Here is a 23089-nt window from a genome sequence, read left to right as displayed (position 1 = left end):
ACGGAAGGGCAGCAAAACCGATCGTCCGGCTGGTGGAGCGGCCCGCGGCGACGGGGAGTCGGCGCGGGCCGCGGGGACGGAGGGCTCAGATGCCCAGGTCCTTGATGATCTTCGCTACGTGGCCGGTCGCTCGGACGTTGTAGAAGGCGTGTTCCACCTTGCCCTCTTCGTCGACGACGATCGTCGAGCGGATGACGCCCAGGTACGTCTTGCCGTAGTTCTTCTTCTCGCCGTACGCCGCGTAGGCCTCGGTGACCGTCTTCTCGGGGTCGCCGAGCAGGGTGATCTTCAGGTTCTCCTTCTCGCGGAACTTCGCGAGCTTCTCCGGCTTGTCCGGGGAGATGCCGATGACGTCGTACCCGGCGCCGGCGAGGAGGTCGAGGTTGTCGGTGAAGTCGCAGGCCTGCTTCGTGCAGCCGGGCGTCAGGGCGGCCGGGTAGAAGTAGACGATGACTTTGCGGCCCTTGTGGTCCGACAGGGACACCTCGTGGCCGTCGGCGTCGGGGAGGGTGAAGGCGGGGGCCACGTCGCCGGGCTGGAGTCGCTCGCTCATCGGTCCAGCGTAACCGGGGGTCCTGACAGTGCGGGCGCGCGGGGAACTGACAGACTGTCCAGAACACGTAGGAAACGTCGGCTCACTTCGGAGGCCCCACCGTGGCGGACACGTCGGACACCAGAACCCCGGCGCAGATCGAGGCGGACATCAGGCACCGCCGAGAGACGCTGGCCGAGACGCTCGACGAGATCGGGGTGCGGGTGCATCCGAAGACGATCGTCGGCGATGCCAAGGCCAAGGTCGCGGCCAATGTCGATCACACACTCGGGAAGGCCTACGTGCAGGTCAACCGTGTGGTGAGCGAGGTGCGAGCGCAGTTCGTGGACGAGGAGGGCGCGCCGCGCCTGGAGCGGGTGGTGCCGGTGGCCCTCGTGGTGGTCGGGCTCGTGGGACTGCTCGCGTTCGGTACGCGACGTCGTAAGGGCTGACCCGAGGGCGTCCTCGCCGGGCGCGGGCAGGTAGGTTCGTCGGTGTGAGCGGTAAGAGAAGCGAGCACAGCAGTGACGACGACAAGCTGCCGATCCGGATGCTGCACGACCGGGTCCTGGTGCGCCAGGACGCCAGCGAGGGCGAGCGGCGTTCCGGCGGCGGCATCCTGATCCCGGCGACGGCGGCCGTGGGCCGTCGGCTGGCCTGGGCCGAGGTCGTGGCGGTGGGTCAGAACGTGCGGACCGTGGAGCCGGGCGACCGGGTGCTGTACGACCCGGAGGACCGCGCCGAGGTGGAGGTGCGCGGCATCGCGTACGTGCTGATGCGCGAGCGCGACCTGCACGCGGTGGCCGCGGACCGGTTCGAGGGGTCGGAGGACTCCACGGGCCTGTACCTCTGACGCGCCTCTGTTTCGTAGGCCGAAAAGGGCTGGTGACCATGGTCACCAGCCCTTTTCCCATTCCTTTGCTAGTTTGGAAGGAGCCCGACGAGACGCGCCGTACCGGGATGTGTGCAGGCAAAGACGACGCACCGTTCTGTCGAGAGTTCGTGTCCCGGAGGTGCTGTCATGGCCTGGGTTCTGCTGGTCGTCGCCGGTCTGCTGGAGGTGGGCTGGTCGATCGGGATGAAGTACACCGACGGGTTCACGCGTGTGGTGCCCAGCCTTCTGACCGGCGCGGGGATCGTCGCCAGCATGCTGCTGCTCTCGTACGCCGCGCGTTCGCTGCCGATCGGGACCGCTTATGGCGTGTGGGTGGGGATCGGGGCGGCGGGGGCGGCGGTGTTCGGCATGGTGGTGCTGGGGGAGCCGGCGACCGCCGCCCGGATCTTCTTCGTGTGTCTGCTGCTGGTCGCCGTGGTGGGGCTGAAGGCGACCTCGGGGCACTGAGGGTCTCTCGTTCGGGTCATTGCCGGTCTCGGCCTGACGCCGACGAGAGACCCCGGACCGTCACTCGTCGATCGGCCTTCGGGCCGTGAGCTGCGGGAAGGCGCCGCCCAAGGTGCCGGTGCCGCCGCCGTCCGAGGCGCCGGCGTCGGTGGTGCCGCCCGTGGAGGTGTCTCCGCCGGTGCCGCCGTCGGTGCCGCCACCGGTGGTGGGGGTGCCGCCGGTCGTGGTTCCGCCGTCGGTGGTGCCGCCCGTGGTGGGGGTGCCGCCGGTCGCGCTGCCGCCGGTGGGGCCGTCGGTGCTGCCGCCGTCGGTCCCGCCCTGGTCCGCGCCGGGGGACCGGGTGTTCTGGCCGCCGGTGGTGTCGTCCTCGTCCGCGCTCTCGCTCGGCTCGTTCGGGGAGGGTTCGGAGGACGGGTACGCCGTTTCCTCGGAGCCTTCCTGGATCTGGAGGCTGAAGTCGGTGACCGGGGTGCCCTTGAGGGCCTTCCTGGTGAACTGGGCCCAGATCTCGGTGGGGGCGCCGCCGCCGTTGATGCGGGGCAGGCCCATCACGTTGTAGAGCGACTTGTGGGCGGCGGTGACGGGATCCTGGCCCATGACGGCGACGACGGTGGCGAGGTCGGGGGTGTAGCCGGCGAACCAGGCGGCGGTGTCCTTCTCGGCGGTGCCGGTCTTGCCGGCGGCCGGGCGGCCGGCGGCGAGCGCCGCGGTGGCGGTGCCGTTCTGGACGACGCTGCGGAGCACGGCGGTGGTGGTGTCCGCCGCCTCGCGGCTGACGACCTGCGAGGTCTTGCGCTCGGGGAGGTCGAGGACGTCGGCGCCGTTCCTGGTGATCTTGCTGATCAGGGTGTAGGTGCCGTGCCGGCCGTGGTTGGCGAGGGTGGCGTAGGCCTCCGCCATGTCGAGGACGCTGGCGTTAGCCGTGCCGAGGGCGATCGACGGGTAGGGCTCGAGGTCGGGGGTGTCGCCGGGCAGGCCGAGGGCGACGGCGGTCCGCTCGACCTTCTCGGGGCCGACGTCGACGGCCATCTGCGCGTACACGGAGTTCACGGACTTGTCGGTGGCGGTGCGGACGCTGATGTCGCCGTAGTTGACGTTGTCCTCGTTCTCGGGGGCGTACGTCTCACCGCTCCAGCCCTGCACGGGGCGTCGGTCGGTGCCGTCGTAGACGGTGTTGGGGGTGATGCGGCGGCGGTCCTGGGTCTCGGACTCGTTCTGGACGGCGGAGGTGAGGACGAACGGCTTGAAGGTGGAGCCGACCTGGAAGTCCCGGCGGGTGGCGTTGTTGGTGTACTGCTTGACGTAGTCGATGCCGCCGTACAGGGCGAGGACGTTGCCGGTCCTGGGCTCGACCGCGGCGCCGCCCGCGCGGACGTAGGTGTCGGCCTTGCGGTCCTTCTGGTCGAGCTTGTCCATCAGCTTGTCGTTGACGGCTTCGACGAAGGCGTCCTGCTTCTTCTTGTCCAGGGTCGTGGTGATGCGGTAGCCGCCGGCTTCGAGTTCGTCGGCGGTGGCGATCTTGTTGGTGCGCAGGTAGTCCTTGATGGCGTTGACGAGGTAGCCGCGCTGGCCGGACATGCCGGTGTCGGCGCCGGAGGTCTCCTTGGGGGTGGGGAACTCCAGGCCGGCGCGGTCGGCCTGGCCGAGCCAGCCCTTGGTGACCATGCCGTCGAGCACGTAGTTCCAGCGGGCCTCGGCGGCCTTGCGGTTCTCGGGATGGGCGATGACGTCGTACTCACTGGGCGCGTTGACCAGGGCGGCGAGGTAGGCGCCCTGGGCGGGGGTGAGCGCGGCGGCGTCGACACCGTAGTAGGCCTTGGCGGCGGCCTGCATGCCGTAGGCGTTGCGGCCGAAGTAGCTGGTGTTGAGGTAGCCCTCCAGGATGTCGTCCTTGGAGATCTCGCGGTCCAGCTTGATGGAGATGAAGAACTCCTTCACCTTGCGGGTGACGGTCTGTTCCTGCGCGAGGTAGTAGTTCTTCACGTACTGCTGGGTGATCGTGGAGCCGGACTGCTTGCCCTTGCCGAGGGCGGTGTTCCAGCCGGCCCGCAGCATCGCCTTGGGGTCGATGGCGGACTCGGTGTAGAAGTCGCGGTCCTCGGCGGCGAGGACCGCGTGCTGGGCGGCCTTGGAGATCTGGGAGAGGTCGACGTTCTCGCGGTTGACGGTGCCGTCGCGGGCGATCTCGGTGCCGTCGGCGTAGAGGTAGACGTTGCTCTGCTTGGTGGCGAGGGCGTTGGCGGGCGGGATCTTCACCATGGAGTAGCCGACGAAGAACAGGCCGACGAGGAGGGCCGCGCCGAGGAGGAGGGTGCCGAGGACCATGCGCCAGGTGGGGAAGATCCGGCGCCAGCCGCTGCGCCTGGGGCGTTTGGCCTTGCCGCCGGCGGCGGGGCCTGCCACCGTCCGGGACGTGCCGGATGCAGCGGACGTGCCCGCCGCGACGGACGCGACGGCCACCTCGGGGCTGCGGGCCGACGCGGCAGGTCCGACGGCCTCGGGGCCGGGGGACGCCGCGGGGGCGGGCACCGCCTTCGGCGTGTGCGCCGCCTTGGGCGCGTGGGCCGCACCGGGTGTACGTGCCTCTTCTCGGCGTCCGGCCGTCTCGGGCGCGCGCCCGGTCCGGCGGGCGCCGGCCGCCCCGGAGGCACCGGCCGCCCCGGAGGCACCGGCCGCCCCGGACGCGTCGGCCGACCGGGATGTACCGGCCGACCGGGACGTACCGGCTGCCTCGGACGCGCCGGCCGCGTCGGACGGGCCGGCCTCCTTGCGTGCACCGACCGGGTCGGATGTGCCGGCCGCCCCGGACGTGCGCGCCGCCTCTGACGCGCCGCCCGCCTCGGATGTGCCCGCCGCTTCGGATGTGCCGGCCGCCTCGGGTGTGCCGGTCGCCCGGTCCTCGGTCGGCTGCTTCGGCTGCGGCTCGTCGCTCATGTGTTGCTCGGACTCCTGATTCGCCTCGTACGTTCCCGTACGTCTCGTACGCCTTCCGCGCCCCTTGTTGAAGACTCTCGCACCAGGCGTTCCGTTCCCGGCAATCGGCGCGTGTTGTGCCACACACGCCACATGCCGCACGTACCGCCCGTGTCGGCCGCGCCGTGGGCTGCCCGGAAACCGCGTGGCACACGAGGGGGCCCGCCCACTAAGCTCCTGCGCTTCGCCGCCGTGGCGGGATCGGCGCGGGATCGCCGCGGGTGAGGAGGGCTGGTGCCGTGGGTTCGGTGCGCTTGTACGCGACCGTGGCGGCGGGGAGTTTCCGACGGTACGCGACCTACCGGGTGGCGACGGCGGCGGGGGTGTTCACCAACACGGTTTTCGGCCTCATCCTGGTCTACACCTATCTGGCCTTGTGGGACGAGCGGCCGCGGCTGGGCGGCTATGACCAGGCGCAGGCGGTGACGTACGTGTGGCTGGGGCAGGCGCTGTTCGCGACATTGGCGATGCAGGGCGGCGGCTTCGAGGCCGAGTTGATGGAACGCATTCGTACCGGCGCGGTGGCGATCGATCTGTACCGGCCGGCTGACCTGCAACTGTGGTGGCTGGCGGCCGACTTGGGGCGTTCGTTCTTCCAGCTGCTGGGACGGGGGGTGATCCCGTTCGCGTTCGGCACGCTGTTCTTCCCGACGGCGCTGCCCGCCGACCCGTTGGTGTGGTCGCGGTTCCTGGTCGCGCTGCTGCTGGCGATGGCGGTGAGCTTCGGCATCCGGTTCCTGGTCGCGTTGAGCGGTTTCTGGCTGCTGGACGGCACGGGCGCCCTCCAGATGCTGATGGTGGCGGGGATGTTCTGTACGGGCATGGCGTTGCCGCTCAACGCGTTCCCGGAGCCGTTGGGGGGGATCGTGCGGGCGTTGCCGTGGTCGGCGATGCTCCAGCGGCCGGCCGACCTGCTGATGGGCGAGGCGGGGGCGCTGGATACGTACGCCTTCCAGGCGGGGTGGGCGGTGGCGCTGCTGGCGCTGGGCCGGGTGGTGCAGACGGCGGCGACGCGGCGGGTGGTGGTGCAGGGTGGCTGAGGCCGACCGGATGCGGGAGCCCGGGCCGCTGCGGTGGCCGGAGTGGGTGCGCGAGCCGGAGCGGGGCCGGGTGCGGGAGGGGCTGCGGGCGTACCGGCTGATCGCCGGGATGTGGATCCGCTCGACGATGGCCTACCCGCTGTCGTTCGTGATGACCCTGGTGAGCGGGCTGCTGGTGACGGGTCTGGACTTTGTCGCGATCCTGCTGATGTTCTCGCGGATCGATGTGCTCGGCGGCTACTCGCTGCCCGAGGTGGCCTTCCTGTACGGGCTGTCCGCGACCTCGTTCGGGGTCGCGGACCTGTTGATCGGGTCGGCCGGCCGGCTGGGCTCGCGGGTGCGGGACGGCACGCTCGACACGCTGCTGGTGCGTCCGGCCCCGGTGCTGGCGCAGGTGGCGGCCGACCGGTTCGCGTTGCGCCGGCTCTCCCGGATCGCGCAGGGGCTGCTGGTCCTGGGATACGCGCTGACGGCGGCGGACGTCGACTGGACGCCGGCCAAGGTGCTGCTGGTGCCGGTGATGCTGGTCAGCGGTGCGGTGATCTTCGGTGCGGTGCTGGTGGCGGGGGCCGCGTTCCAGTTCGTGGCGCAGGACGCGGCGGAGGTGCAGAGCGCGTTCACGTACGGCGGTCAGACGCTGCTCCAGTATCCGCCGACGGTGTTCGGGAAGGATCTGGTGCGCGCGGTGACGTTCGTGTTCCCGCTGGCCTTCGTCAACTGGGTGCCGGCGGCGCGGGTGCTGGGGCGGCCGTATCCGCTGGACCTGCCGGGGTGGACGGTGTACGCCCCGCCGTTGGTGGCGGCGGCCTGCTGCGCGTCGGCGGGTCTGGCCTGGCGGGCGGGGGTGAGGTCGTATCGGAGCACGGGAAGCTAGCGGGGGAGTCGCCGTGGACGCGTTCATCGAACTCGACGGTGTGGAGAAGGTCTTCGACGTGCGCAGACGCACCGGATTCCTGCGGCGCGAGCGGCGGCGGGTGCGGGCGGTGGACGGGTTGTCGTTCACCGTGGCGCGCGGCGAGATCGTCGGGTACATCGGGCCGAACGGCGCCGGGAAGTCGACGACGATCAAGATGCTCACGGGCATCCTCACGCCGAGCGGCGGCCGGCTGCGGGTGGCGGGCATCGACCCCGCCCGGGAACGGACCCGCCTCGCGCACCGCATCGGGGTGGTGTTCGGGCAGCGGACGACACTGTGGTGGGACCTTCCCCTGATCGACTCCTACCGGCTCGCGCACCGCATGTACCGCATCCCGGACGCCCGTTACCGCGAGAACCTCGCCCGGCTCGTCGAACTCCTCGGCCTGGAGGACCTGTTGGAGGTACCGGTGCGACAGCTGTCGCTGGGCCAGCGGATGCGCGGCGACATCGCGGCGGCGCTGCTGCACGACCCCGAGGTCCTCTACCTCGACGAGCCGACGATCGGCCTCGACGTCGTCTCCAAGACCCGGGTGCGGGAGTTCCTGGGCGAGTTGAACACCGAGCGGGGCACCACCGTCCTGCTCACCACCCACGACCTCCAGGACATCGAGCGGCTCTGCTCCCGCGTGATGGTCATCGACCACGGACGCATGATGTACGACGGCCCGCTGGCCGGGCTGCACGAGGCGGGGGAGAGCGAACGGACCCTGGTCGTGGACCTGGAACGGGAACTCCCGCCCATCGACGTGGGCCCCGCGGCACGGGTCGTACGGGTGGAGGGGCCGCGTCAGTGGCTGGCCTTCCCGGCGTCGGGGTCGGCGGCCCCGCTGGTGGCGCGGATCGCGGCGGAGTACCCGCTGGTGGACCTGTCGGTGCGGGAGCCGGACATCGAGACGGTGATCGGCCGCATGTACGCGGACAAGGAGACCGTGGTGCCGGCCGCGGGGAACTCGTAGGCTGCCGGTCATGACCGACGACGCAGTCCCGGACCTCCGCGCCTCCGACGCCGACCGCGAGCGGGTCGCCGAGGTGCTGCGGGACGCCCTCGCCGAGGGCCGGCTGGACATGACGGAGTTCGAGGAGCGGCTGGACGCCACGTACCGGGCGCGGACCTACGGCGAGCTGACGCCGGTCACCCGCGACCTGCCCGCCGCGGGCGTCGCTCCGCCGCCTGCCCTGTCCCTGCGCAAGTCCGCGGCGCCGGGCGGCGAGGACGGGGAGTGGGACGGGCGCGTGGTGGGCGGCGAGGGGTCGTCCACGTGGGCGGTGGCCGTCATGTCCGGCTTCCAGCGCAGGGGGCGGTGGACGGTGCCCCGGCGGTTCACGGCCTTCGCCTTCTGGGGCGGCGGGGAGATCGACCTGCGCGAGGCGGACTTCGCCGCCGGGGAGGTCGTGATCAACTGCGTGGCCGTCATGGGCGGGCTGCACGTCGTCGTGCCGCCGGGGGTCGAGGTCGTGGTGCGGGGGATCGGCGTCATGGGCGGGTTCGACCACAGTGCGCAGGGGGTGCCGGCCGCGCCGGGCGCCCCGCGCGTGGTGATCACCGGATTCGCCTTCTGGGGCGGGGTGGGAGTGGAACGCAAGCGGCGGCGCGAGCGGGCGCGGAACCGGGACCGGCACCGTCACCTGGGGCACTGAGCCGGGCGGGCGCCGGGGGGCCGGAGCCGGAGCTACAACTCCGTCCGCCCCGCCCCGCTCAGCTGGCCCCAGCCGATCAGTTCGGCCATCTTCCGGTACCCCCGGTCGCTGGGGTGGAGATGATCGCCGGAGTCGTACTCCGAGCGCAGTCGGCGCGGGTCGTACGGATCGTGCATCGCCCGGTCGACGTCCACGACCGTGTCGTAGACCGACCCGGACCGGATCGCCGCGTTGATCCGCTGCCGTACGTCCTCGCGGGCGTCGGTGTCGCCGCGGTGGCCGCGGAAGGGCAGCAGGGTGGTGCCGACGGCCTTGATGCCGTGGGCGTGGGCGCGGCGGACCAGCTCCCGCAGGCCGTCGAGGACGGCGTCGGGGTCGATGGTGTTCCGGCTGCGCAGGATGTCGTTGACCCCGAGGTCGATGACGACGACCTTGACGGCGGGCCGGCCGAGGACGTCCCGGTCGAAGCGGTCGAGGGCGCTGGGGTTGTTCGCGGGCCGGCCCGGCCCGTCGGTGAGGACGCGGTTGCCGCTGATGCCGGCGTTGACGACGCCGTAGCGCGGGGCGTCGTCGTCGCCGTCGGAGAGGGACGCGCGCAGCCGGTCGGAGAGGACGTCCGGCCAGCGGCGGTTGGCGCCGGGGGTGGAGGTGGCGCCGTCGGTGAGGGAGTCGCCGAACGCGACGACGGTGCCGTCGGCCTCCTGGGTGAGGACGTCCAGCGCGGTGAGGTAGCGCCAGTGGGCGATCCGCCCGGTGTACGGCGCTCCCGTCACGTCGCCCGTGTGCTCGCCCTCGGCGACGTAGCTGGTCTGCTGCGCCCGGCGGTGGAAGGTGACCGGGCCCGCGGAGGTCGGCGTGTAGAGGCTGACCAGCACGTCCGTGTCCGGGGGGACGGCGAGCGCGGCGGCGTCGCTGACGGCCTGCCCGCCCGCCGGGATGGTGACCGTGGGGCGGCCGCCGAAGGTGAGCCGGCGCAGGCTGCCGGGGGCTGCGGCGGGGCCGTCGTCGGCCGCCGCGACGGCGAGGGTGGCAGCGCCGACGGTCAGCGGGCCGGTGCCGTGGAGGTTGGACAGCGTGATGCGGGCACTCGTCCCTCCGACGCTGGTGTGGACGACATCGCGCACCGTGCGCTCCGCCGTGCCGTCGGTCCCGGTGAGCGGCTCGCCGCCGACGGGGGCGGCGGCCCAGCTGCCCACCCAGACGCCGGTGGAGGCGGCCGCCGCGGACTGCGGGCCGGTGCGGGAGGAGGCGAGGGTGTTTTCGCGGCGCCGACCGCCGTCCCCGGCGTCGACCCCGATGTATATGGCGGCCGAGAGGCCCACGATCACGGCGAGGATCGCGGACAGGAGGGCGTGGTGGCGGGCGCGGGGCACCCCGGAACCCGCGCCGTGATGCCTGGTCATGCGGGTGTGTCTCTCCTCGGACGAGGGAGCGCGAGGCTCCGACGGAACATGCAGGAGATCACCGTTGGACTCCCCCGTCTGACAGACGCCGGGAACTCCTGTTCCGTTCCAGGAGTCGGACAGGTGGGGACAATGGTGGCGTGCGGGTCACGGGGGACCGGGAACGGGTGGAGAGCGGATGGAACGTACGGAAACGCAGGACAGGGCGACGCCCGCGGCGCGCGCCATGACCGTCTTCAGCGCCGCCGACGAGGAGCGCCGGCGCGGGGTGCGGCGCATGAAGCTCACCGCGACCGGGATGCTGGGGTTCGTGGCGGTGGTGTACGTCCTCGCCGAGTGGGCCTCCCACCGGGGGGCCGGCGCCTGGGCGGGGTATGTGGCGGCGGCGGCCGAGGCGGGCATGGTGGGCGCGCTCGCCGACTGGTTCGCCGTGACCGCCCTGTTCCGCCATCCGCTGGGACTGCCCATCCCGCACACGGCGATCATCCCGACCAAGAAGGACCAGCTCGGCGTCTCCCTGGGCGAGTTCGTCGGTGAGAACTTCCTCTCCGAGGATGTCGTACGGCAGCGGCTGCGCGCGGTCGGCATCGGGAGCCGGCTGGGGGCGTGGCTGGCCGAGCCGGAGCACGCGGACCGGGTGACGGCGGAGCTGGCGACGGCCCTGCGGGGCGCGCTGACCGTGCTGCGGGACTCCGATGTCCAGGCGGTGGTCGGGGAGGCGATCACGCGGCGGGCGGACGCGCGGGAGATCGGGCCCGGGATGGGCAAGATGCTGGAGAAGATCGTCGCGGACGGCGGTCACCGGCGGGCCGTCGACCTGGTGGTGACGCGGGCGCACGACTGGCTGGTCCAGCACGCCGACTCGGTGATGGACGCCGTGCAGGGCGGCGCGCCCGGCTGGACCCCCAGGTTCGTCGACAAGCGGGTCGGCGAGCGGGTCTACAAGGAGCTGCTGCGGTTCTGCGCGGAGATGCGGGACATGCCGTCCCACCCGGCCCGTGGCGCCCTGGACCGCTTCCTGCGGGACTTCGCCTCCGACCTTCAGTCCGACACCGAGACCCGCGCGAAGGTGGAGCGGCTCAAGGGTGAGGTGCTGGGCCGCGGCGAGGTCCAGGACCTGATCGCGTCGGCCTGGACGGCCGTACGGTCGATGATCGTGGCGGCGGCCGAGGACGAGCGCAGTGAGCTGCGGCTGCGGGTGCGGGCGGCGCTGCTGTCGCTGGGGTCGCGGATGGCCACCGAGCCGAAGGTGCAGGGCAAGGTGGACCACTGGGTGGAGGGCGCGGCGGTGCACGTGGTGTCGACGTACCGCAAGGAGATCACCTTGCTGATCACCGACACGGTGGCGGGCTGGGACGCCGAGCACACCACGCGCAAGATCGAGGCGCACATCGGCCGCGACCTCCAGTTCATCCGCATCAACGGCACGGTGGTCGGCTCGCTGGCGGGCCTGGTGATCTACACGGTGGCGCGGGCGCTGGGGGCGTAGCCGCAGTTCCGCGGGGAAGACGGTGGTGGTTCCGCTCGTCGAGGAGGGAGCCCATGGCCACCACCGAACAGGCCGAGTCCGGCCGCACCATCACCACGAACATCCCTGCCCGCCTGGACCGCCTGCCCTGGTCCCGCTGGCACTGGACGATCGTGTTCGGTCTGGGCACCGTGTGGATTCTCGACGGCCTGGAGGTCACGGTCGTCGGCAACATCGCCGGGCGGCTGTCGGAGCCCGGCAGCGGCCTGCCCATCACCTCCGGGCAGGTCACCGGCATCGCCGCCGCGCTGTACGTGGCGGGTGCCTGCGTCGGCGCCCTGTTCTGGGGACGGCTGACGGACCGCTGGGGCCGTAAAAAACTGTTCATGATCACGCTGGCGGTCTATCTCGCGGCGACCGCGCTGACCGCGATCTCCTTCGACACCTGGTGGTTCCTCCTCTTCCGCTTCCTCACCGGCTTCGGCATCGGCGGCGAGTACGCGGCGATCAACTCCGCGATCGACGAACTGATCCCGGCGGAGTACCGGGGCCGCGTCGACCTGATCATCAACGGCAGCTTCTGGCTGGGCGCGGTCGGCGGTTCGCTGCTGTCGATCGTCGCCCTGAACACGGACCTGTTCGCGGCGAACGTGGGCTGGCGGCTGACGTTCGCGCTCGGCGCCGTCCTCGCCCTGGTCATCCTCCTCGTACGACGGCACGTGCCGGAGAGCCCGCGCTGGCTGCTGATCCACGGCCGGGACCGGGAGGCGGAGGAGATCGTCTCCTCCATCGAACGGCGGATCGAGTCCGAGAAGGGCGCCCCGCTGCCGACGGCCGAGGGCGAACTCACCATCCATCAGCGCCGCGGCGTCTCCTTCGCCGAGATCGCCCGCACGGTCTTCTCCGACTACCGCCGCCGCGCCGTCCTCGGCTTCTCCCTGTTCATCGGGCAGGCCTTCCTCTACAACGCGATCACCTTCGGCTTCGGCGCGATCCTCACCACGTTCTTCGACGTGCCGACCGGTCACACCGGCTACTACTTCGCCGTGATCGCCCTCGGCAACTTCTTCGGCCCGCTGCTGCTCGGAAAGTTGTTCGACACGGTCGGCCGCCGGATCATGATCTCGTCGACGTACCTGCTCTCCGGCCTGCTGCTGTTCGGCACGGCCTGGCTGTTCGACCGGGGTTCGCTGAGCGCGACCACGATGACGGCCTGCTGGTGCGCGGTGCTGTTCTTCGCGTCCGCGGGCGCCTCCAGCGCCTACCTGACGGTCTCCGAGATCTTCCCGATGGAGACCCGGGCGATGTCCATCGCCTTCTTCTACGCCCTCGGCACCGCCGCGGGCGGCATCAGCGGCCCCCTGCTGTTCGCCGACCTCACCGGCACGGGCAAGGTCGGCGACACGGTCCTCGCCTTCCAGATCGGCGCGGCCCTGATGTGCGCGGCGGGCCTGGTCGCCGCGTTCCTCGCGGTACGGGCCGAGCGGCGCTCCCTGGAGGACATCGCCAAGCCCCTGACGGCGGCGGCCTCGAAGGCCCGTACGACGGTGGGGGCCGGGACGGCCGGGAAGCCCGGGGAGTCCGGGGAGGCGGGGGGACCCAAGGGCCCGCAGCCTCCGCAGGGGCCGAAGACGGCCACGGCGTGACGGGTGCGGGCAGCTCTCGCGGGCTCTCCGCGTCCGAGGGGGCGGCCGTCGGCGGCGGGTGCGGCGGTATTCCGGGTGCGGGTGCGGGTGCGCTGACCCGACGTCACCTGACCTGAGGTGACGGCGAGTGGGCGGGGGTGTGCGGCGGCCGGGGCGGGTGGTTTCACGCGCCGGTCGTCGACCCCGGCCGGACGATCATCAGGACGGTGACCGTCGCCCACAGCAGGTTGAAGATCCCGGTGAACATGGCGAGTCGGACGGTCGCCCGGCGGGTCACCGTGCCCACGGTGCCCGTGCCGCCCCCGATGCCCCCGGCGGCCTCCGCGAGGACCTCCTGCCGGGGCAGGACGAGGACGACGAGGACGAGCGCGGCCAGGACGGTCAGCGCGATCGACACGATCAGCCAGGCGTCGCCGAGCACACCCATCGCGCCCGCCGTGAAGAACCCGAAGACGGGGACCGCGATCCCGACGGCGGCGTACACCTGGCAGATCCGGTGCAGCAGTCGTACGGTCTCGGCCGCGCGGGCGTCATCCGGCGCGGCCAGGGCCCGGCGCGCGGCCGGCGGGAACATGCTCGCGGCGACGGTGACGGGACCGATCGCGATGATCGCGGCGAGGACGTGGACGGCGAGGAGGAACTTGGTCACGTGCCGACGGTAGGCATGCGGCCGATCCCGCGGAAGTGACGGGAGTGCCACGGGACAACGGATTCTCGCCAGAAGGCGTCTGCCGGGGCGGGGCGGGCTGCGTCTCGTCGTCTCCCAGGTGGGCATGGTTGGCGGTATCCCGTCGCATGCCTAGGATCTCGCCATGCACACCGTCGCCATCCTGGCCCTGGACGGGGTCATCCCCTTCGACCTGTCCGCCCCGATCGACGTCTTCGGCTGGGCCCGGCTGCCCGACGGCCGTGAGGCGTACCGGGTGCGGGTCTGCTCGCCGTACCCGTCGGGCGAGGTGAGCGCGGGGGCGTTCACGGTGCGGGCACCGTACGGTCTTGAGGCCCTCGCGGAGGCGGACACGATCATCCTGCCCGGCGTCCGGCAGCCGCCGGACCGGCTGCCCGACGGCGTCACGGAGGCGTTGCGCGCGGCGGCGGCGAACGGCACGCGCATCGCGTCGATCTGCGTCGGCGCGTTCCTGTTCGCCGCGACCGGCCTGCTCGACGGCCTGCGCGCGACGACCCACTGGATCGCCGCCCGCGACCTGGCCGAGCGCCACCCGGAGATCACGGTCGACGCGAACGTCCTCTACGTCGACAACGGCCAGTTCCTGACGTCGGCGGGCGCCGCCGCGGCCCTCGACATGTGCCTGCACATGATCCGGGGGGACCACGGTTCGGCCGTCGCCGCGCAGGCCGCCCGCATGTCGGTCATGCCCCTCGAACGCGAGGGCGGGCAGGCCCAGTTCATCGTCCACGACCTGCCGCCCGCGCCGTCCGGGGCCACCCTGGAACCCGTTCTGCGGTGGATGGAGGAGCACTGCGACCGCGACCTCACCCTGGACGAGATCGCGGCCCGTGCGGGTATGAGCACCCGCACCCTGAACCGCCGCTTCCGCGAACAGGCCGGCACGACGCCCCTGCAATGGCTGCACCGGGCGCGGGTCCGACGGGCGCAGTACCTGCTGGAGACCACCGCGCACCCGGTCGAACGGATCGCCTCCCAGACGGGATTCGGCTCGCCTACCGCGTTCCGCGAACGGTTCCGCAAGGTGGTCGGGACGAGCCCGCAGGGGTATCGGCGGGCGTTCCGGTCGGGGTCGGGTTCGGTCTCAATCCCGGGGTCGGTCTCGGGGCCGGTCCCGGGGGCGGTGTCGGTCTCAGGGCCGGTGTCGGCGTCGGCGTCGGGGCCAGGGCCGGTGCCGGCGTCGGCGTCGGGCTGAGGAGAGCCGAGCCGGGCGGCGGTGTCCGGCTCAGGGGGCCACGGCCTGGACGGTCGTCGGCTCAGGCCCGGCGGTCCGCCACGGCCCAGGAGGCCAGCGCGACGGCGCCCGCGACCCCGAGGACGGACGGCCAGGCGCCCACCTTCTTGGCCAGCGGGTGGGACCCGGCGAACGCGGCGACGTACGCGACCGTCAGCGCGCCCGCGGCCTTCCCGCCCGCCCGCTGTCGCCACTGCCGCGCGGCCGCGGCACCGGCCACGGCGAGTACGGCTCCGCCCAGCGGCCGCTTCTTCGTCCAGCGGGCCACCCCGTACCCGCCGACCAGGCCGCCCGCGGCCATCACCGAACCGGGAACCTTCGCCATACCTGCCTCCTCGAAGTCGCTTCGAGGCTAACTCCCGGACCTGGCGAACAGCCGTACCTGAGTCGAGGCTTGTCAACTTTCCTCCTCCGAGCTATATAAGAAGGCGTAGGGCATCGCACCGAGAGAACTGAGGAGAGGAGTGGACTGTGATGCTCATGCGTACCGACCCGTTCCGCGAATTCGACCGACTCGCGCAGCAGGTCTTCGGCACCGGTACCGCCGCCGACCGTCCCGGCGCCATGCCGATGGACGCCTACCGGTCCGGGGACGACTTCCTCGTCCACTTCGACCTTCCCGGCATCGACCCCGAGACGATCGAACTGGACGTCGAACGCAACGTCCTCAACGTCCGCGCCGAGCGACGTACCCCCGCCCCCGAGGGCGCGGAGCTGATCGTCGCCGAGCGCCCGACGGGCACCTTCACCCGCCAGCTCTTCCTCGGCGACACCCTGGACACGGAGCGGATCGACGCCTCGTACGAGGCCGGCGTCCTGACCCTGCGCATCCCGGTGGCCGAGCAGGCCAAGCCGCGCCGCATCCAGATCTCCGGCGGCTCCGGGGACCGTAAGCAGATCAGCGGCTGACGTCCCGCCTCCCGTGGCCCCGGAACCGGCCCCCGGGGCCACGGGAGGCGCCTGCCCATGCCGCACCACACGACACCGCACCACACCGGACTCGGAGGAGGAGCCCGAACGATGACGACGACCGCTCAGACGCCGAGGACGGTCATCCCGGCCCCGCAGCGGCCCGTACGCCCGACAACGGGGGAGGACGACGGCGACAGAAGGCATGCGGACCGGGGCCGGGACCTGGACCACCTGGACCTGGACCACCTGGACCTGGATCGGGACCAGGGCTGGGATGAACTGATCGCGGCCGTAAGGGAGTCGGGTCAGTACCCGACCCTCTCCGACGCCGAGCGCGTCACCCGCGTCGTCCTCTCCGCGCTGGGCGGCCATGTGACGGGCGACGAGCGCGTGGCATTGGCCCGCGCCCTCCCGAGGGAGGCGGCGAGCGTGTTCGCGTCCCAGATCCCGGCGACCCGCCCGCAGTCGGCGAAGGAGTTCGTCGACACGGTGGCGACCCGGACGGAGGGCGCCACCCCCGCCACGGCCCGCTGGGACGTCAGCTCGGTCCTAGGCGTCCTGCCGAACCTGATCGGCGACGACCTGACCGACCGAATCCTGGACCAACTCCCGACGGGCTACGCCCTGCTGTTCGGCCGCGCGGAACTGGTGTCCCGCACGGCTTGACCCACCCGCCCCCTTTCCATCCCCCGCCTGCCGCCGCCGTACGGCAAATCCGCCGGCGGCGGCAGCGGGGCGGGGGAGACGCCGCGGTCCCCGCCGAGCGACCAGGACAGGCAGGCCCCGGAGTTGACCGCGTACCTCACCACCCCCGACGACACCCGCCTGGCCTACTGCGACCACACCCCCGGCGCCCCCGGACCCGACGGCACCCCCCGTCGTCCTCCTCCACGGCCTTGCCGAAATGCGAGCACTCCGTCAGCGGACGCGAGCGGTCAAAGTGTTGATCAAAGCTCGCCAAGCGTGACTGGAAACTGCGAAGGCGGCCCCGTCCCGCTGCTTTGAGTCGCGCACCAGCATGCCGGTATCGACGCGGGCGCACTCCACACACTCCGTGCCGCTGCCGCCGCTGTAGGAGGACTTGAACCACTCGGGGCTAGGGGCCGCCATCACTGTCACTCCCTGCTTATACGCTGGATCAGCTCCGCGGACGACTCAAGGTCGAGTGCCTGCGCGCTTAGGTACTCGAACGCCAATCTATACCGCTCCAGTTCGGGAGCTTTCTCCATGAAAAGGCCGCCGCCGAGCAGGTCGACGTACACCACATCCAGCTCTGGGGCTGGGCCGCGCAGGACTACAAAACTCCCGACGGCAGCGGCGTGGGCGCCTGTGGAGAAGGGCAGCACCTGGATGGTTACGTGTGGCCGCTTTCCCATGGTCAGCAGATGAGCGAGTTGGTCTCTCATGACTGCGCGGCCGCCGACCTGGCGTCTGACCGCGGCCTCGTCAATTACGCACCAGACGTGGGGCGGTTCCGCGCGGTCAATGACTGCAAGGTGACGTGGTGCGAGCTCGCGACCGCATCGACGGCGCCGGCGGGTCGCGTAGGCGGGTTGTCGCGCGTGGCGCGAGCCGAAACTGTCCTCAGTTCCTACCGAGACGGTGAGCTGCTTGGCACTTCCCGGCGAAGTCGGCTGGGTGCGATGGCGGCGGAGGCTGCCGCCATCGATGTCATCGCTGACCTCTTGCACTGGCTACAGGCGCATGGCCACGACACGGACGAGATCCTAGACCGGGCCCAGATGAACTTCGAGGCCGAATGGAACGCGGCGCCAGCCCATCCATGAGGGTCAGCCTGCCGCTACGGCCTTGGCGTAAGTGAGCACGTTTGCCGGAAGTGGGTGGTGGAGCCTCCAAGTGATGGCCATCGGCTTGCTGCCTTCATGCTTGGCGTACTGGGCAGGTCCCAACAGCATCCACGGCTGAGGGCCGCCGATATCGGTGGTTTTGTAGCGACGGACGAACAGCAACACGTGGCTGCCTTGCTGGACGTGGTGCTGGTACCGCAGGCCTGTGGGGGAGGTCTCCGAGGTCTGGTTTTGGGACTCCCAGTGGAACTGGGTGGCACTTAGCGCGAAGTCGCGGTAGCGGGTCTGAGGAGAGAAGTCCTTCTCATCCTTCTCCAGGGTGATCAGTAGTGCGTCGGTCTTGATGGCTTCGCACCACTTGACCCCCTCGCGAAAGTCGCCGGGCATGAAGGCGCCGATGTCGGCCTGACCGAGAGCTGGAAGGATCTCTTCGCGGCTGTAGGAGGCGTGCACCGTCAGTGGGATATCCCTGGCGCCAGTCCCATCGAGGAGCGCGATCGGCACGTGCTCGGTGTGGTCAAGGTTGTACGCCAGTACCTGGCGGAGCTCGCTGCGGAAGGCGTGCTGCTTCCGGAGTGTGGAAAAACCGGCGTCGTAGCTCGCGAAGCCCTTTCTCGTGACTCCTCCCAGCGGCCACAACTGGAAGAACAGCATGCGAGCGTATGCCTTCCCCTGCTCGTCCAGGTCGTTGTAAGCAGGGGCGTCGTCTTCCAACATGCGTGTGTACGAGTCCACGCGCAGCGGGTCATCGACGTGGAGGAAGGCAGATGCTCGCTTGAGGAGTTGAGCCTCGCCCTCGGGTGCCTCGCGGTCGATCAGGCCGGCGCGGCGCAGCAGTCCGACCCATGCGTTCCCGCTGCCTCGGTATACCTCCTTGATGTCGCGGCCGCTCTCTTCCAGATAGCGGCCGAGGCGGAGCTCGCCGTAGTCAGCCACCTCACGGGCTAGCGTGGTGACGTTGACGCTGATTTGTTCCTTGATATTCGAGATGATTCTTTGTTTTGCCTTTTCCTCCAGCATGATCGCGCAGCCGGAGGGGAGCCGCGGGAAGTCGTGCTCGATGTGGTCCAACAACCGCCTGCGGCTGAGATTCGTCAGGGCGCGGAACTGGTTCTCGAAGCGGAACTCCTTGCGGTGCTGGCCGATGAAGTCCAGAACGGTCAGCACGGCCTTGTTGTCAGAGCGGCGAAGCCCTCGTCCGAGTTGCTGGAGGAACACGGTCGCGCTCGAGGTAGGACGGAGCAGGAGCAAGGTATCGACGTCGGGGACATCGATACCTTCGTTGAAGAGGTCGACCGAGAAGACCACCCGCACCGTCCCGGATTTCAGATCGGCGAGCGCCTGACGGCGTTCGTCCGCCGGAGTCTCCCCGGATACAGCGACCGCGTGGAGACCGGACGACCGGAAAGACTCGGCCATGAAGTGGGCGTGGGCGACCGAGACGCAGAACCCCAGCGCTCGCATGCGACTGGGGTCGCCCACCTTCTCCTCTACAGCCTTCAGGATGAGGCCAGCGCGGATCTTGTCGCCGGTCAGAAGTTCGCTGAGTGAGCCCGTGTCGTATGCTCCCCGCTTCCACTGCACAGCGCTTAGATCGGTGTTGTCGCTGACGCCGAAGTAGTGGAAAGGGCAGAGGAGTTCGTTGTCCAGCGCTTCCCACAGGCGCATTTCGGCGGCGATACGGCCGTCGAAGTACTCCTCTTGAATGCTCTTGCCATCCATGCGTTCGGGCGTGGCGGTCAGGCCCAGCAGTTCCGCGGGCTGGAAGTGATCGATGATCTTGCGGTAGGTCGGTGCGGTCCCGTGGTGGAACTCATCGATGACGATGACGTCGAAGTGGTCCGGGGCGAGGCGCTCCAGTGTCTGTGTGTGCAGCGACTGGGCGCTTGCGAAGACGTGAGTCCAACGCTCCGGAATCTCACCGCTGTGCAGCGATTCGCCGAAGTTCGCGTCGAGCAGGATCTCCTGGTAGGTCCGCATGGACTGCTGCAAGATCTCTTTGCGGTGAGCGACGAAGAGGAGACGTAGGTCGCGACCGTGCCTCTGCCGAAGGTGCTTGTAGTCGAGCGCTGCCATGACCGTCTTGCCTGTGCCAGTCGCCGCTACCAACAGGTTGCGGTGCCGATGGTGTACCTCACGCTCTACATCAAGGCGCTCGAGCATGTCGCGCTGATAGGGATAGGGCCGCACTTCGAGGCCGGACAGGGTAATGGGTCGGTCGGCGGAAGGGGCTCCGCCTGCGATGGTCAGCGCCTCCTGAAGGCGGCTGCCGTCAGCGTCGGGGTCGTACCTTTCGAAGGTGGGGTCATTCCAGTACGACTCGAACGTCGCTTCAAACTTCCGCAGCACATCGGGCGTGGCTACGGACGACAGGCGAACGTTCCACTCCAGCCCGTCGAGTAGTGCTGCCTTCGACAGGTTCGAGCTGCCGACGTATGCCGTGTCGTAGCCGCTCTCTCGACGGAACAGCCATGCCTTGGCATGTAGCCGAGTCGATCGCGTCTCGTAGTTGACCTTTACCTCAGCGTTGAAGTCGCGCACCAAGCGGTCTAGGGCTCGTCGCTCGGTGGCGCCGATGTAGGTAGTGGTCAGGACCCGTATGGGCACGCCCCGCGAGTGGGCTGCGTGAAGAGACCGTTCGATGACCCGCAGTCCGTGCCATTTGACGAAGGCACACAGGAGGTCCACGTGGTCAGCGGTTGCCAATTCCGCTCGAAGTTCAAAGCCGAGACTGGGGTCTTCGGGGGCGTTGGTGAGGAGCGCAGTGTCGGACAGTGGGATGCCGGGGCGAACGGCGAAGACTCCTGGTGCTTCCTGCTGCGTCATAGCCAAGAGCTGTCGAGGGCCGTCTGCGACGAGGTCCACCCATTCCTGGGCTCCCTCAAGCGTGCTGACGGACTCCAGAATGTGGTTCGCCGCGTGCACGCGATCTCCGGCAGGCAGATTCCGCAGTACGCGCTGCACGGTGCGAGACACATGTCGAGCAAGCACGTGGGGGACCGACTCGGGTCCGACCGGATCGCTCACCGGGTGCCAACCGAGCCGGGCGAGTTCCTTGAGCTTCTGTTCGAAGCGCAGCGTGATCAGTTGCTCGTACAAGCCCGAGACGGGGCGGGACAGATCGTCCAGCTCAGACATGCAAGCTCCCTTGATCGCTCGAGCAACTGGTGCATGTCTAACAGAGGGCTCTGACGACCAGGACCGACGCTGTCACGTATAGCAAGGCCATGCAGCCCCAACCGGCCTTTGACGGAAGGGGTTTGACAATGTTGATCAGTCTCGCTCAAGTATGGGCGAATGAGAATCGAACGGGTTGGCGGGCATGTGCGAGGCGTCCCGGTGGGTGCGGTCTTCGCCAGACGAAAGGCGGTCCAGCAGGCGAAGCTACACAGGGACAACCAGCGAGGTATCTCCTGGGCCTCCGACGAGGATGGCCTTCAGGTAGGAGACGCGATCGTCCTGCATGGGGGCTACGAAGATGACGAGGATGAGTGGGACACGATCCGCTACACGGGAGCCTCGCCCAGCAAGGACAAAGACCCAAAGACGGGGAAACTCCTCCGTAGTCAGTCATGGTCATACCTGGACAATGCTGCTCTGCTGCGGAGCTTTGAGCGCGGCTACGACATTCGTGTGATCCGTGGGCGCAAGGGGGACGAGCGGTACTCCCCCCGCAAGGCCGATGGGTACCGGTACGACGGTCTGTACAAGATCACCGCTGTGCGTGACGCGATCTCAAAGTCCCTAGCCCCTGACGGTTCAGAGATTCAGATCTGCCAGTTCGACTTGGAGCGCTTGCCTGACGACCTCCAAATGCAGACTGACCTTGAGCGCCAGGTGCTCCAAGCCTTGGATGACCTGGGGGAACAGGAGGCCGCATCCCACGAGCGGGAGCCGGACGGCGACCCCGCGGCGGACGAGGGCAACGAGGAGAAGTTCCCGCTCACGCGGAGCATGCGGGTCTGCCGTCTAGTCCGGGACACCGCTGCGGTGAAGCGCATCAAAAGGCTTTACGAGGGGGAGTGCCAGATGTGTGGCCTCCGGCTGGAAGGGCCGGACGGCAAGCCCTACAGCGAGGGGGCGCACATACGGCCCCTGGGCAAGCCTCATCGGGGACCTGACGTTGAGCCGAACATCCTGTGCCTCTGCCCGAACTGCCATGTACGGCTCGATATTGGCGCAGTCCTCATCGAAACGGACTGGTCGATAGTCGTGCGTGCGGCTCTTTTCGGCACAGCCCTTCGGGCGCAGCTTGAGGTCAGGAAGGGACATACAGTCCACCCGGAGTACGTGCGCTACCACCGTGACTACTGGCGCAATCGCGCGTTGGGTTCATCCCAGTAAGTCATCGGTCGCCTAGGGGCCGGGCGGGGGCCGTCGTTGCGGGGAGTTCCCAGACGACGGCCCTGGTCACCGGCTTCCCGTATCGAAGCAGGGGCGTCAAGCCCCCACCCCATGACACCCCCCGTAAAACTCCCCCGACCCGCACCAACACTCCGCCCCCCGCCCCGGCGGCCAGGCCGCCGCCCTCCCCCTCGCCGCCAGCGTCGTCGCGTACTGGGGCAGGAGGTCGGCGTCTGCGGGCGACGTGCCCTCCGAGGCCGCGAAGGCCTCGTACGAGGGCACCGTGCCCGTCACGATGCCCAGGTTGCCCGTGCCGGAGGCGGCCAGTTCGCGCAGGGATGCCTCTATCACCGCGAGGTGGGTCTCGTGGGACGGGTACTCGTCCGCGAGCGTGGGGTAGGCCGAGACCAGCTCCGCCAGTTCCCCGGCCGGCCAGTGCAGGACGGCCACCGGGAAGGGGCGGGAGAGGGCCTGGCGGAAGGTGCCCAGTTCCGCGCGGAGGCGGGAGATCTCGGCCGCCAGTTCCGCCGGGTTCTCGGAGCCGAGGGACCAGACCCGCTTGGGGTCGTGGAGTTCGTCGAGGGGGACCGGGGACGAGTGCAGGGCGTCGGCGAGGGTGTCCCAGTCGTCGTGGGCCGCGCCCAGCATGCGGCGGACACGGTGGCGGCCGAAGAGGAGGGGATGCGTGGCGTACGGCGGCTCCGGTACGTCCGTCAGGAGCAGCCGGGCCGCTTCCGTGAACGTCGCCTCCGCCGCCTCCAGCTCGTCGTGGGACTCCAGGGACTCCGCGACGATCACCCAGGGGGCCGGGTCGCGCGGGGCGGCCGAGCGGATGCCGTCGATGATCGCGCGGGCCTCGGCCTCGTGGCCGTACTCCCACAGGTTGGACGCCTTGAGGGCGCGGACCAGGTGCGGGGCGTCCAGGCCGGCCGGGGACGACAGCAGGCGGTCGTAGAGGGTCGTCGCGGCGGGGCGGTCGCCGGACAGTTCCAGGTGGGCCGCGGCCTGGACGAGCAGGGCCTCGGCGTCCTCGGGATACCGGCCGGCGGTCCGCTCCAGGCGTGCCGCTTCGGCGGTGTGGTCGACGTTCTCGGCGGGCGTGTCGGGGCGCATGGGTCACACCGTACTGCCGACCGGTGACGA

The 23089-nt window shown here is 70.2% G+C and carries 22 protein-coding genes, 1 pseudogene and 1 riboswitch; of the genes and pseudogenes, 14 read left to right on the top strand and 9 right to left on the bottom strand.

Annotation, left to right across the window (positions count from 1 at the left end):
- Window positions 1-85 precede the first annotated feature (85 nt).
- Window positions 86-553: a thioredoxin-dependent thiol peroxidase gene (bcp, locus tag ACFYO5_RS05560; RefSeq protein WP_388704467.1), complete on the bottom strand. Its 468-nt coding sequence runs from the start codon at window positions 551-553 to the stop codon at window positions 86-88.
- A gap of 101 nt (window positions 554-654) precedes the next feature.
- Here bcp and ACFYO5_RS05555 point away from each other — a divergent pair, with 101 nt between their 5' ends.
- The 3 genes from ACFYO5_RS05555 (at window position 655) to ACFYO5_RS05545 (ending at window position 1874) form a co-directional block, all read left to right on the top strand.
- Window positions 655-984, top strand: coding sequence for a DUF3618 domain-containing protein (locus ACFYO5_RS05555; RefSeq protein ID WP_356559980.1), 330 nt, complete (start codon window positions 655-657; stop codon window positions 982-984).
- A 44-nt stretch (window positions 985-1028) separates the two neighbouring features.
- Window positions 1029-1385, top strand: a complete 357-nt coding sequence (locus ACFYO5_RS05550; RefSeq protein WP_356559979.1) for a co-chaperone GroES — start codon at window positions 1029-1031, stop codon at window positions 1383-1385.
- Between the two features lie 57 nt (window positions 1386-1442).
- Window positions 1443-1518: riboswitch (guanidine-III (ykkC-III) riboswitch) on the top strand.
- 35 nt (window positions 1519-1553) lie between these two features.
- Window positions 1554-1874, top strand: a complete 321-nt coding sequence (locus ACFYO5_RS05545) for an SMR family transporter (RefSeq protein ID WP_356559978.1) — start codon at window positions 1554-1556, stop codon at window positions 1872-1874.
- 60 nt (window positions 1875-1934) lie between these two features.
- Here ACFYO5_RS05545 and ACFYO5_RS05540 read toward each other — a convergent pair whose 3' ends face one another.
- Window positions 1935-4808 (bottom strand): transglycosylase domain-containing protein, encoded by a 2874-nt coding sequence (locus tag ACFYO5_RS05540; RefSeq protein ID WP_388704463.1) that lies wholly within the window; start codon window positions 4806-4808, stop codon window positions 1935-1937.
- 278 nt (window positions 4809-5086) lie between these two features.
- Here ACFYO5_RS05540 and ACFYO5_RS05535 point away from each other — a divergent pair, with 278 nt between their 5' ends.
- Genes ACFYO5_RS05535 through ACFYO5_RS05520 form a run of 4 tightly spaced genes read left to right on the top strand, consistent with a single transcriptional unit; the run spans window position 5087 to window position 8443 of the window.
- Window positions 5087-5887, top strand: coding sequence for an ABC transporter permease (locus ACFYO5_RS05535; RefSeq protein ID WP_388704460.1), 801 nt, complete (start codon window positions 5087-5089; stop codon window positions 5885-5887).
- A 10-nt stretch (window positions 5888-5897) separates the two neighbouring features.
- Entirely contained in the window at window positions 5898-6761 is an 864-nt protein-coding gene (locus tag ACFYO5_RS05530; RefSeq protein WP_388704746.1) for an ABC transporter permease, read from the top strand.
- A 13-nt stretch (window positions 6762-6774) separates the two neighbouring features.
- Window positions 6775-7761 carry an ATP-binding cassette domain-containing protein gene (locus tag ACFYO5_RS05525; protein WP_356559975.1) on the top strand — a complete coding sequence of 329 codons (987 nt, stop codon included), beginning with the start codon at window positions 6775-6777 and terminating at the stop codon, window positions 7759-7761.
- Window positions 7762-7771: 10 nt separating this feature from the next.
- Complete coding sequence (locus tag ACFYO5_RS05520) at window positions 7772-8443, top strand: DUF1707 domain-containing protein (protein WP_388704457.1); 672 nt, start codon at window positions 7772-7774, stop codon at window positions 8441-8443.
- Window positions 8444-8475: 32 nt separating this feature from the next.
- Here the strand turns inward: ACFYO5_RS05520 and ACFYO5_RS05515 are convergent, their stop codons facing one another.
- Entirely contained in the window at window positions 8476-9846 is a 1371-nt protein-coding gene (locus tag ACFYO5_RS05515) for an SGNH/GDSL hydrolase family protein (protein WP_388704454.1), read from the bottom strand.
- A gap of 178 nt (window positions 9847-10024) precedes the next feature.
- On the opposite strand from ACFYO5_RS05515, the gene ACFYO5_RS05510 reads away from it, so the two are divergent.
- Window positions 10025-11335 (top strand): DUF445 domain-containing protein, encoded by a 1311-nt coding sequence (locus ACFYO5_RS05510; protein ID WP_356559972.1) that lies wholly within the window; start codon window positions 10025-10027, stop codon window positions 11333-11335.
- A 53-nt stretch (window positions 11336-11388) separates the two neighbouring features.
- Entirely contained in the window at window positions 11389-12960 is a 1572-nt protein-coding gene (locus ACFYO5_RS05505) for an MFS transporter (RefSeq protein WP_388704451.1), read from the top strand.
- Window positions 12961-13123: 163 nt separating this feature from the next.
- Here ACFYO5_RS05505 and ACFYO5_RS05500 read toward each other — a convergent pair whose 3' ends face one another.
- Window positions 13124-13609 (bottom strand): DUF2269 family protein, encoded by a 486-nt coding sequence (locus ACFYO5_RS05500; RefSeq protein WP_388704449.1) that lies wholly within the window; start codon window positions 13607-13609, stop codon window positions 13124-13126.
- 163 nt (window positions 13610-13772) lie between these two features.
- Here ACFYO5_RS05500 and ACFYO5_RS05495 point away from each other — a divergent pair, with 163 nt between their 5' ends.
- A complete protein-coding gene (locus ACFYO5_RS05495; RefSeq protein ID WP_388704446.1) occupies window positions 13773-14843 on the top strand; it encodes a GlxA family transcriptional regulator in 1071 nt (356 codons plus the stop codon).
- Window positions 14844-14904: 61 nt separating this feature from the next.
- Here ACFYO5_RS05495 and ACFYO5_RS05490 read toward each other — a convergent pair whose 3' ends face one another.
- Window positions 14905-15207, bottom strand: a complete 303-nt coding sequence (locus ACFYO5_RS05490) for a hypothetical protein (protein WP_388704443.1) — start codon at window positions 15205-15207, stop codon at window positions 14905-14907.
- 149 nt (window positions 15208-15356) lie between these two features.
- On the opposite strand from ACFYO5_RS05490, the gene ACFYO5_RS05485 reads away from it, so the two are divergent.
- Together ACFYO5_RS05485 and ACFYO5_RS05480 are read left to right on the top strand one after the other, a co-directional pair.
- The gene (locus ACFYO5_RS05485; protein WP_388704441.1) at window positions 15357-15791 is read left to right on the top strand and encodes an Hsp20/alpha crystallin family protein; all 435 of its coding nucleotides are present in this window, start codon (window positions 15357-15359) and stop codon (window positions 15789-15791) included.
- Between the two features lie 111 nt (window positions 15792-15902).
- Window positions 15903-16460: a DUF2267 domain-containing protein gene (locus tag ACFYO5_RS05480; RefSeq protein ID WP_388704438.1), complete on the top strand. Its 558-nt coding sequence runs from the start codon at window positions 15903-15905 to the stop codon at window positions 16458-16460.
- Window positions 16461-16712: 252 nt separating this feature from the next.
- On the opposite strand, the gene ACFYO5_RS05475 is transcribed toward ACFYO5_RS05480, so the two are convergent.
- Window positions 16713-16904 (bottom strand): DUF397 domain-containing protein, encoded by a 192-nt coding sequence (locus ACFYO5_RS05475; protein ID WP_388704744.1) that lies wholly within the window; start codon window positions 16902-16904, stop codon window positions 16713-16715.
- A gap of 5 nt (window positions 16905-16909) precedes the next feature.
- Window positions 16910-17284: pseudogene (locus ACFYO5_RS05470) on the bottom strand (DUF5753 domain-containing protein); the annotation flags it as partial.
- Between ACFYO5_RS05470 and ACFYO5_RS05465 the strand changes: the two are divergent.
- Window positions 17180-17581 (top strand): hypothetical protein, encoded by a 402-nt coding sequence (locus ACFYO5_RS05465; protein WP_388704761.1) that lies wholly within the window; start codon window positions 17180-17182, stop codon window positions 17579-17581. The pseudogene ACFYO5_RS05470 and the gene ACFYO5_RS05465 sit on opposite strands and share 105 nt — an antisense overlap.
- A 3-nt stretch (window positions 17582-17584) precedes the next feature.
- Here ACFYO5_RS05465 and ACFYO5_RS05460 read toward each other — a convergent pair whose 3' ends face one another.
- Entirely contained in the window at window positions 17585-20740 is a 3156-nt protein-coding gene (locus ACFYO5_RS05460; protein ID WP_388704436.1) for a DUF3427 domain-containing protein, read from the bottom strand.
- Between the two features lie 159 nt (window positions 20741-20899).
- Here ACFYO5_RS05460 and ACFYO5_RS05455 point away from each other — a divergent pair, with 159 nt between their 5' ends.
- Window positions 20900-21946, top strand: coding sequence for a YDG/SRA domain-containing protein (locus tag ACFYO5_RS05455; protein WP_388704434.1), 1047 nt, complete (start codon window positions 20900-20902; stop codon window positions 21944-21946).
- Window positions 21947-22042: 96 nt separating this feature from the next.
- On the opposite strand, the gene ACFYO5_RS05450 is transcribed toward ACFYO5_RS05455, so the two are convergent.
- The gene (locus ACFYO5_RS05450) at window positions 22043-23059 is read right to left on the bottom strand and encodes a hypothetical protein (RefSeq protein WP_388704431.1); all 1017 of its coding nucleotides are present in this window, start codon (window positions 23057-23059) and stop codon (window positions 22043-22045) included.
- Window positions 23060-23089: the final 30 nt, after the last annotated feature.

The sequence above is a fragment of the Streptomyces sp. NPDC006259 genome (genome assembly GCF_042870975.1).
In the GTDB taxonomy this organism is placed as follows: Bacteria; Actinomycetota; Actinomycetes; order Streptomycetales; family Streptomycetaceae; genus Streptomyces.
This window is presented reverse-complemented; position numbering and strand designations above follow the sequence as displayed.

Bases quoted from the DNA above. Each gene is read 5' to 3' on its own strand.
- ACFYO5_RS05530 (WP_388704746.1), top strand. From the start codon at position 5,898: ATGCGGGAGCCCGGGCCGCTGCGGTGGCCGGAGTGGGTGCGCGAGCCG.
- ACFYO5_RS05480 (WP_388704438.1), top strand. From the start codon at position 15,903: ATGACGACGACCGCTCAGACGCCGAGGACGGTCATCCCGGCCCCGCAG.
- bcp (WP_388704467.1), bottom strand. From the start codon at position 553: ATGAGCGAGCGACTCCAGCCCGGCGACGTGGCCCCCGCCTTCACCCTC.
- ACFYO5_RS05545 (WP_356559978.1), top strand. From the start codon at position 1,554: ATGGCCTGGGTTCTGCTGGTCGTCGCCGGTCTGCTGGAGGTGGGCTGG.
- ACFYO5_RS05450 (WP_388704431.1), bottom strand. From the start codon at position 23,059: ATGCGCCCCGACACGCCCGCCGAGAACGTCGACCACACCGCCGAAGCG.
- ACFYO5_RS05490 (WP_388704443.1), bottom strand. From the start codon at position 15,207: ATGGCGAAGGTTCCCGGTTCGGTGATGGCCGCGGGCGGCCTGGTCGGC.
- ACFYO5_RS05515 (WP_388704454.1), bottom strand. From the start codon at position 9,846: ATGACCAGGCATCACGGCGCGGGTTCCGGGGTGCCCCGCGCCCGCCAC.
- ACFYO5_RS05465 (WP_388704761.1), top strand. From the start codon at position 17,180: ATGAGCGAGTTGGTCTCTCATGACTGCGCGGCCGCCGACCTGGCGTCT.
- ACFYO5_RS05455 (WP_388704434.1), top strand. From the start codon at position 20,900: ATGAGAATCGAACGGGTTGGCGGGCATGTGCGAGGCGTCCCGGTGGGT.
- ACFYO5_RS05475 (WP_388704744.1), bottom strand. From the start codon at position 16,904: ATGGCGGCCCCTAGCCCCGAGTGGTTCAAGTCCTCCTACAGCGGCGGC.
- ACFYO5_RS05495 (WP_388704446.1), top strand. From the start codon at position 13,773: ATGCACACCGTCGCCATCCTGGCCCTGGACGGGGTCATCCCCTTCGAC.
- ACFYO5_RS05510 (WP_356559972.1), top strand. From the start codon at position 10,025: ATGGAACGTACGGAAACGCAGGACAGGGCGACGCCCGCGGCGCGCGCC.
- ACFYO5_RS05520 (WP_388704457.1), top strand. From the start codon at position 7,772: ATGACCGACGACGCAGTCCCGGACCTCCGCGCCTCCGACGCCGACCGC.
- ACFYO5_RS05505 (WP_388704451.1), top strand. From the start codon at position 11,389: ATGGCCACCACCGAACAGGCCGAGTCCGGCCGCACCATCACCACGAAC.
- ACFYO5_RS05485 (WP_388704441.1), top strand. From the start codon at position 15,357: ATGCTCATGCGTACCGACCCGTTCCGCGAATTCGACCGACTCGCGCAG.
- ACFYO5_RS05460 (WP_388704436.1), bottom strand. From the start codon at position 20,740: ATGTCTGAGCTGGACGATCTGTCCCGCCCCGTCTCGGGCTTGTACGAG.
- ACFYO5_RS05540 (WP_388704463.1), bottom strand. From the start codon at position 4,808: ATGAGCGACGAGCCGCAGCCGAAGCAGCCGACCGAGGACCGGGCGACC.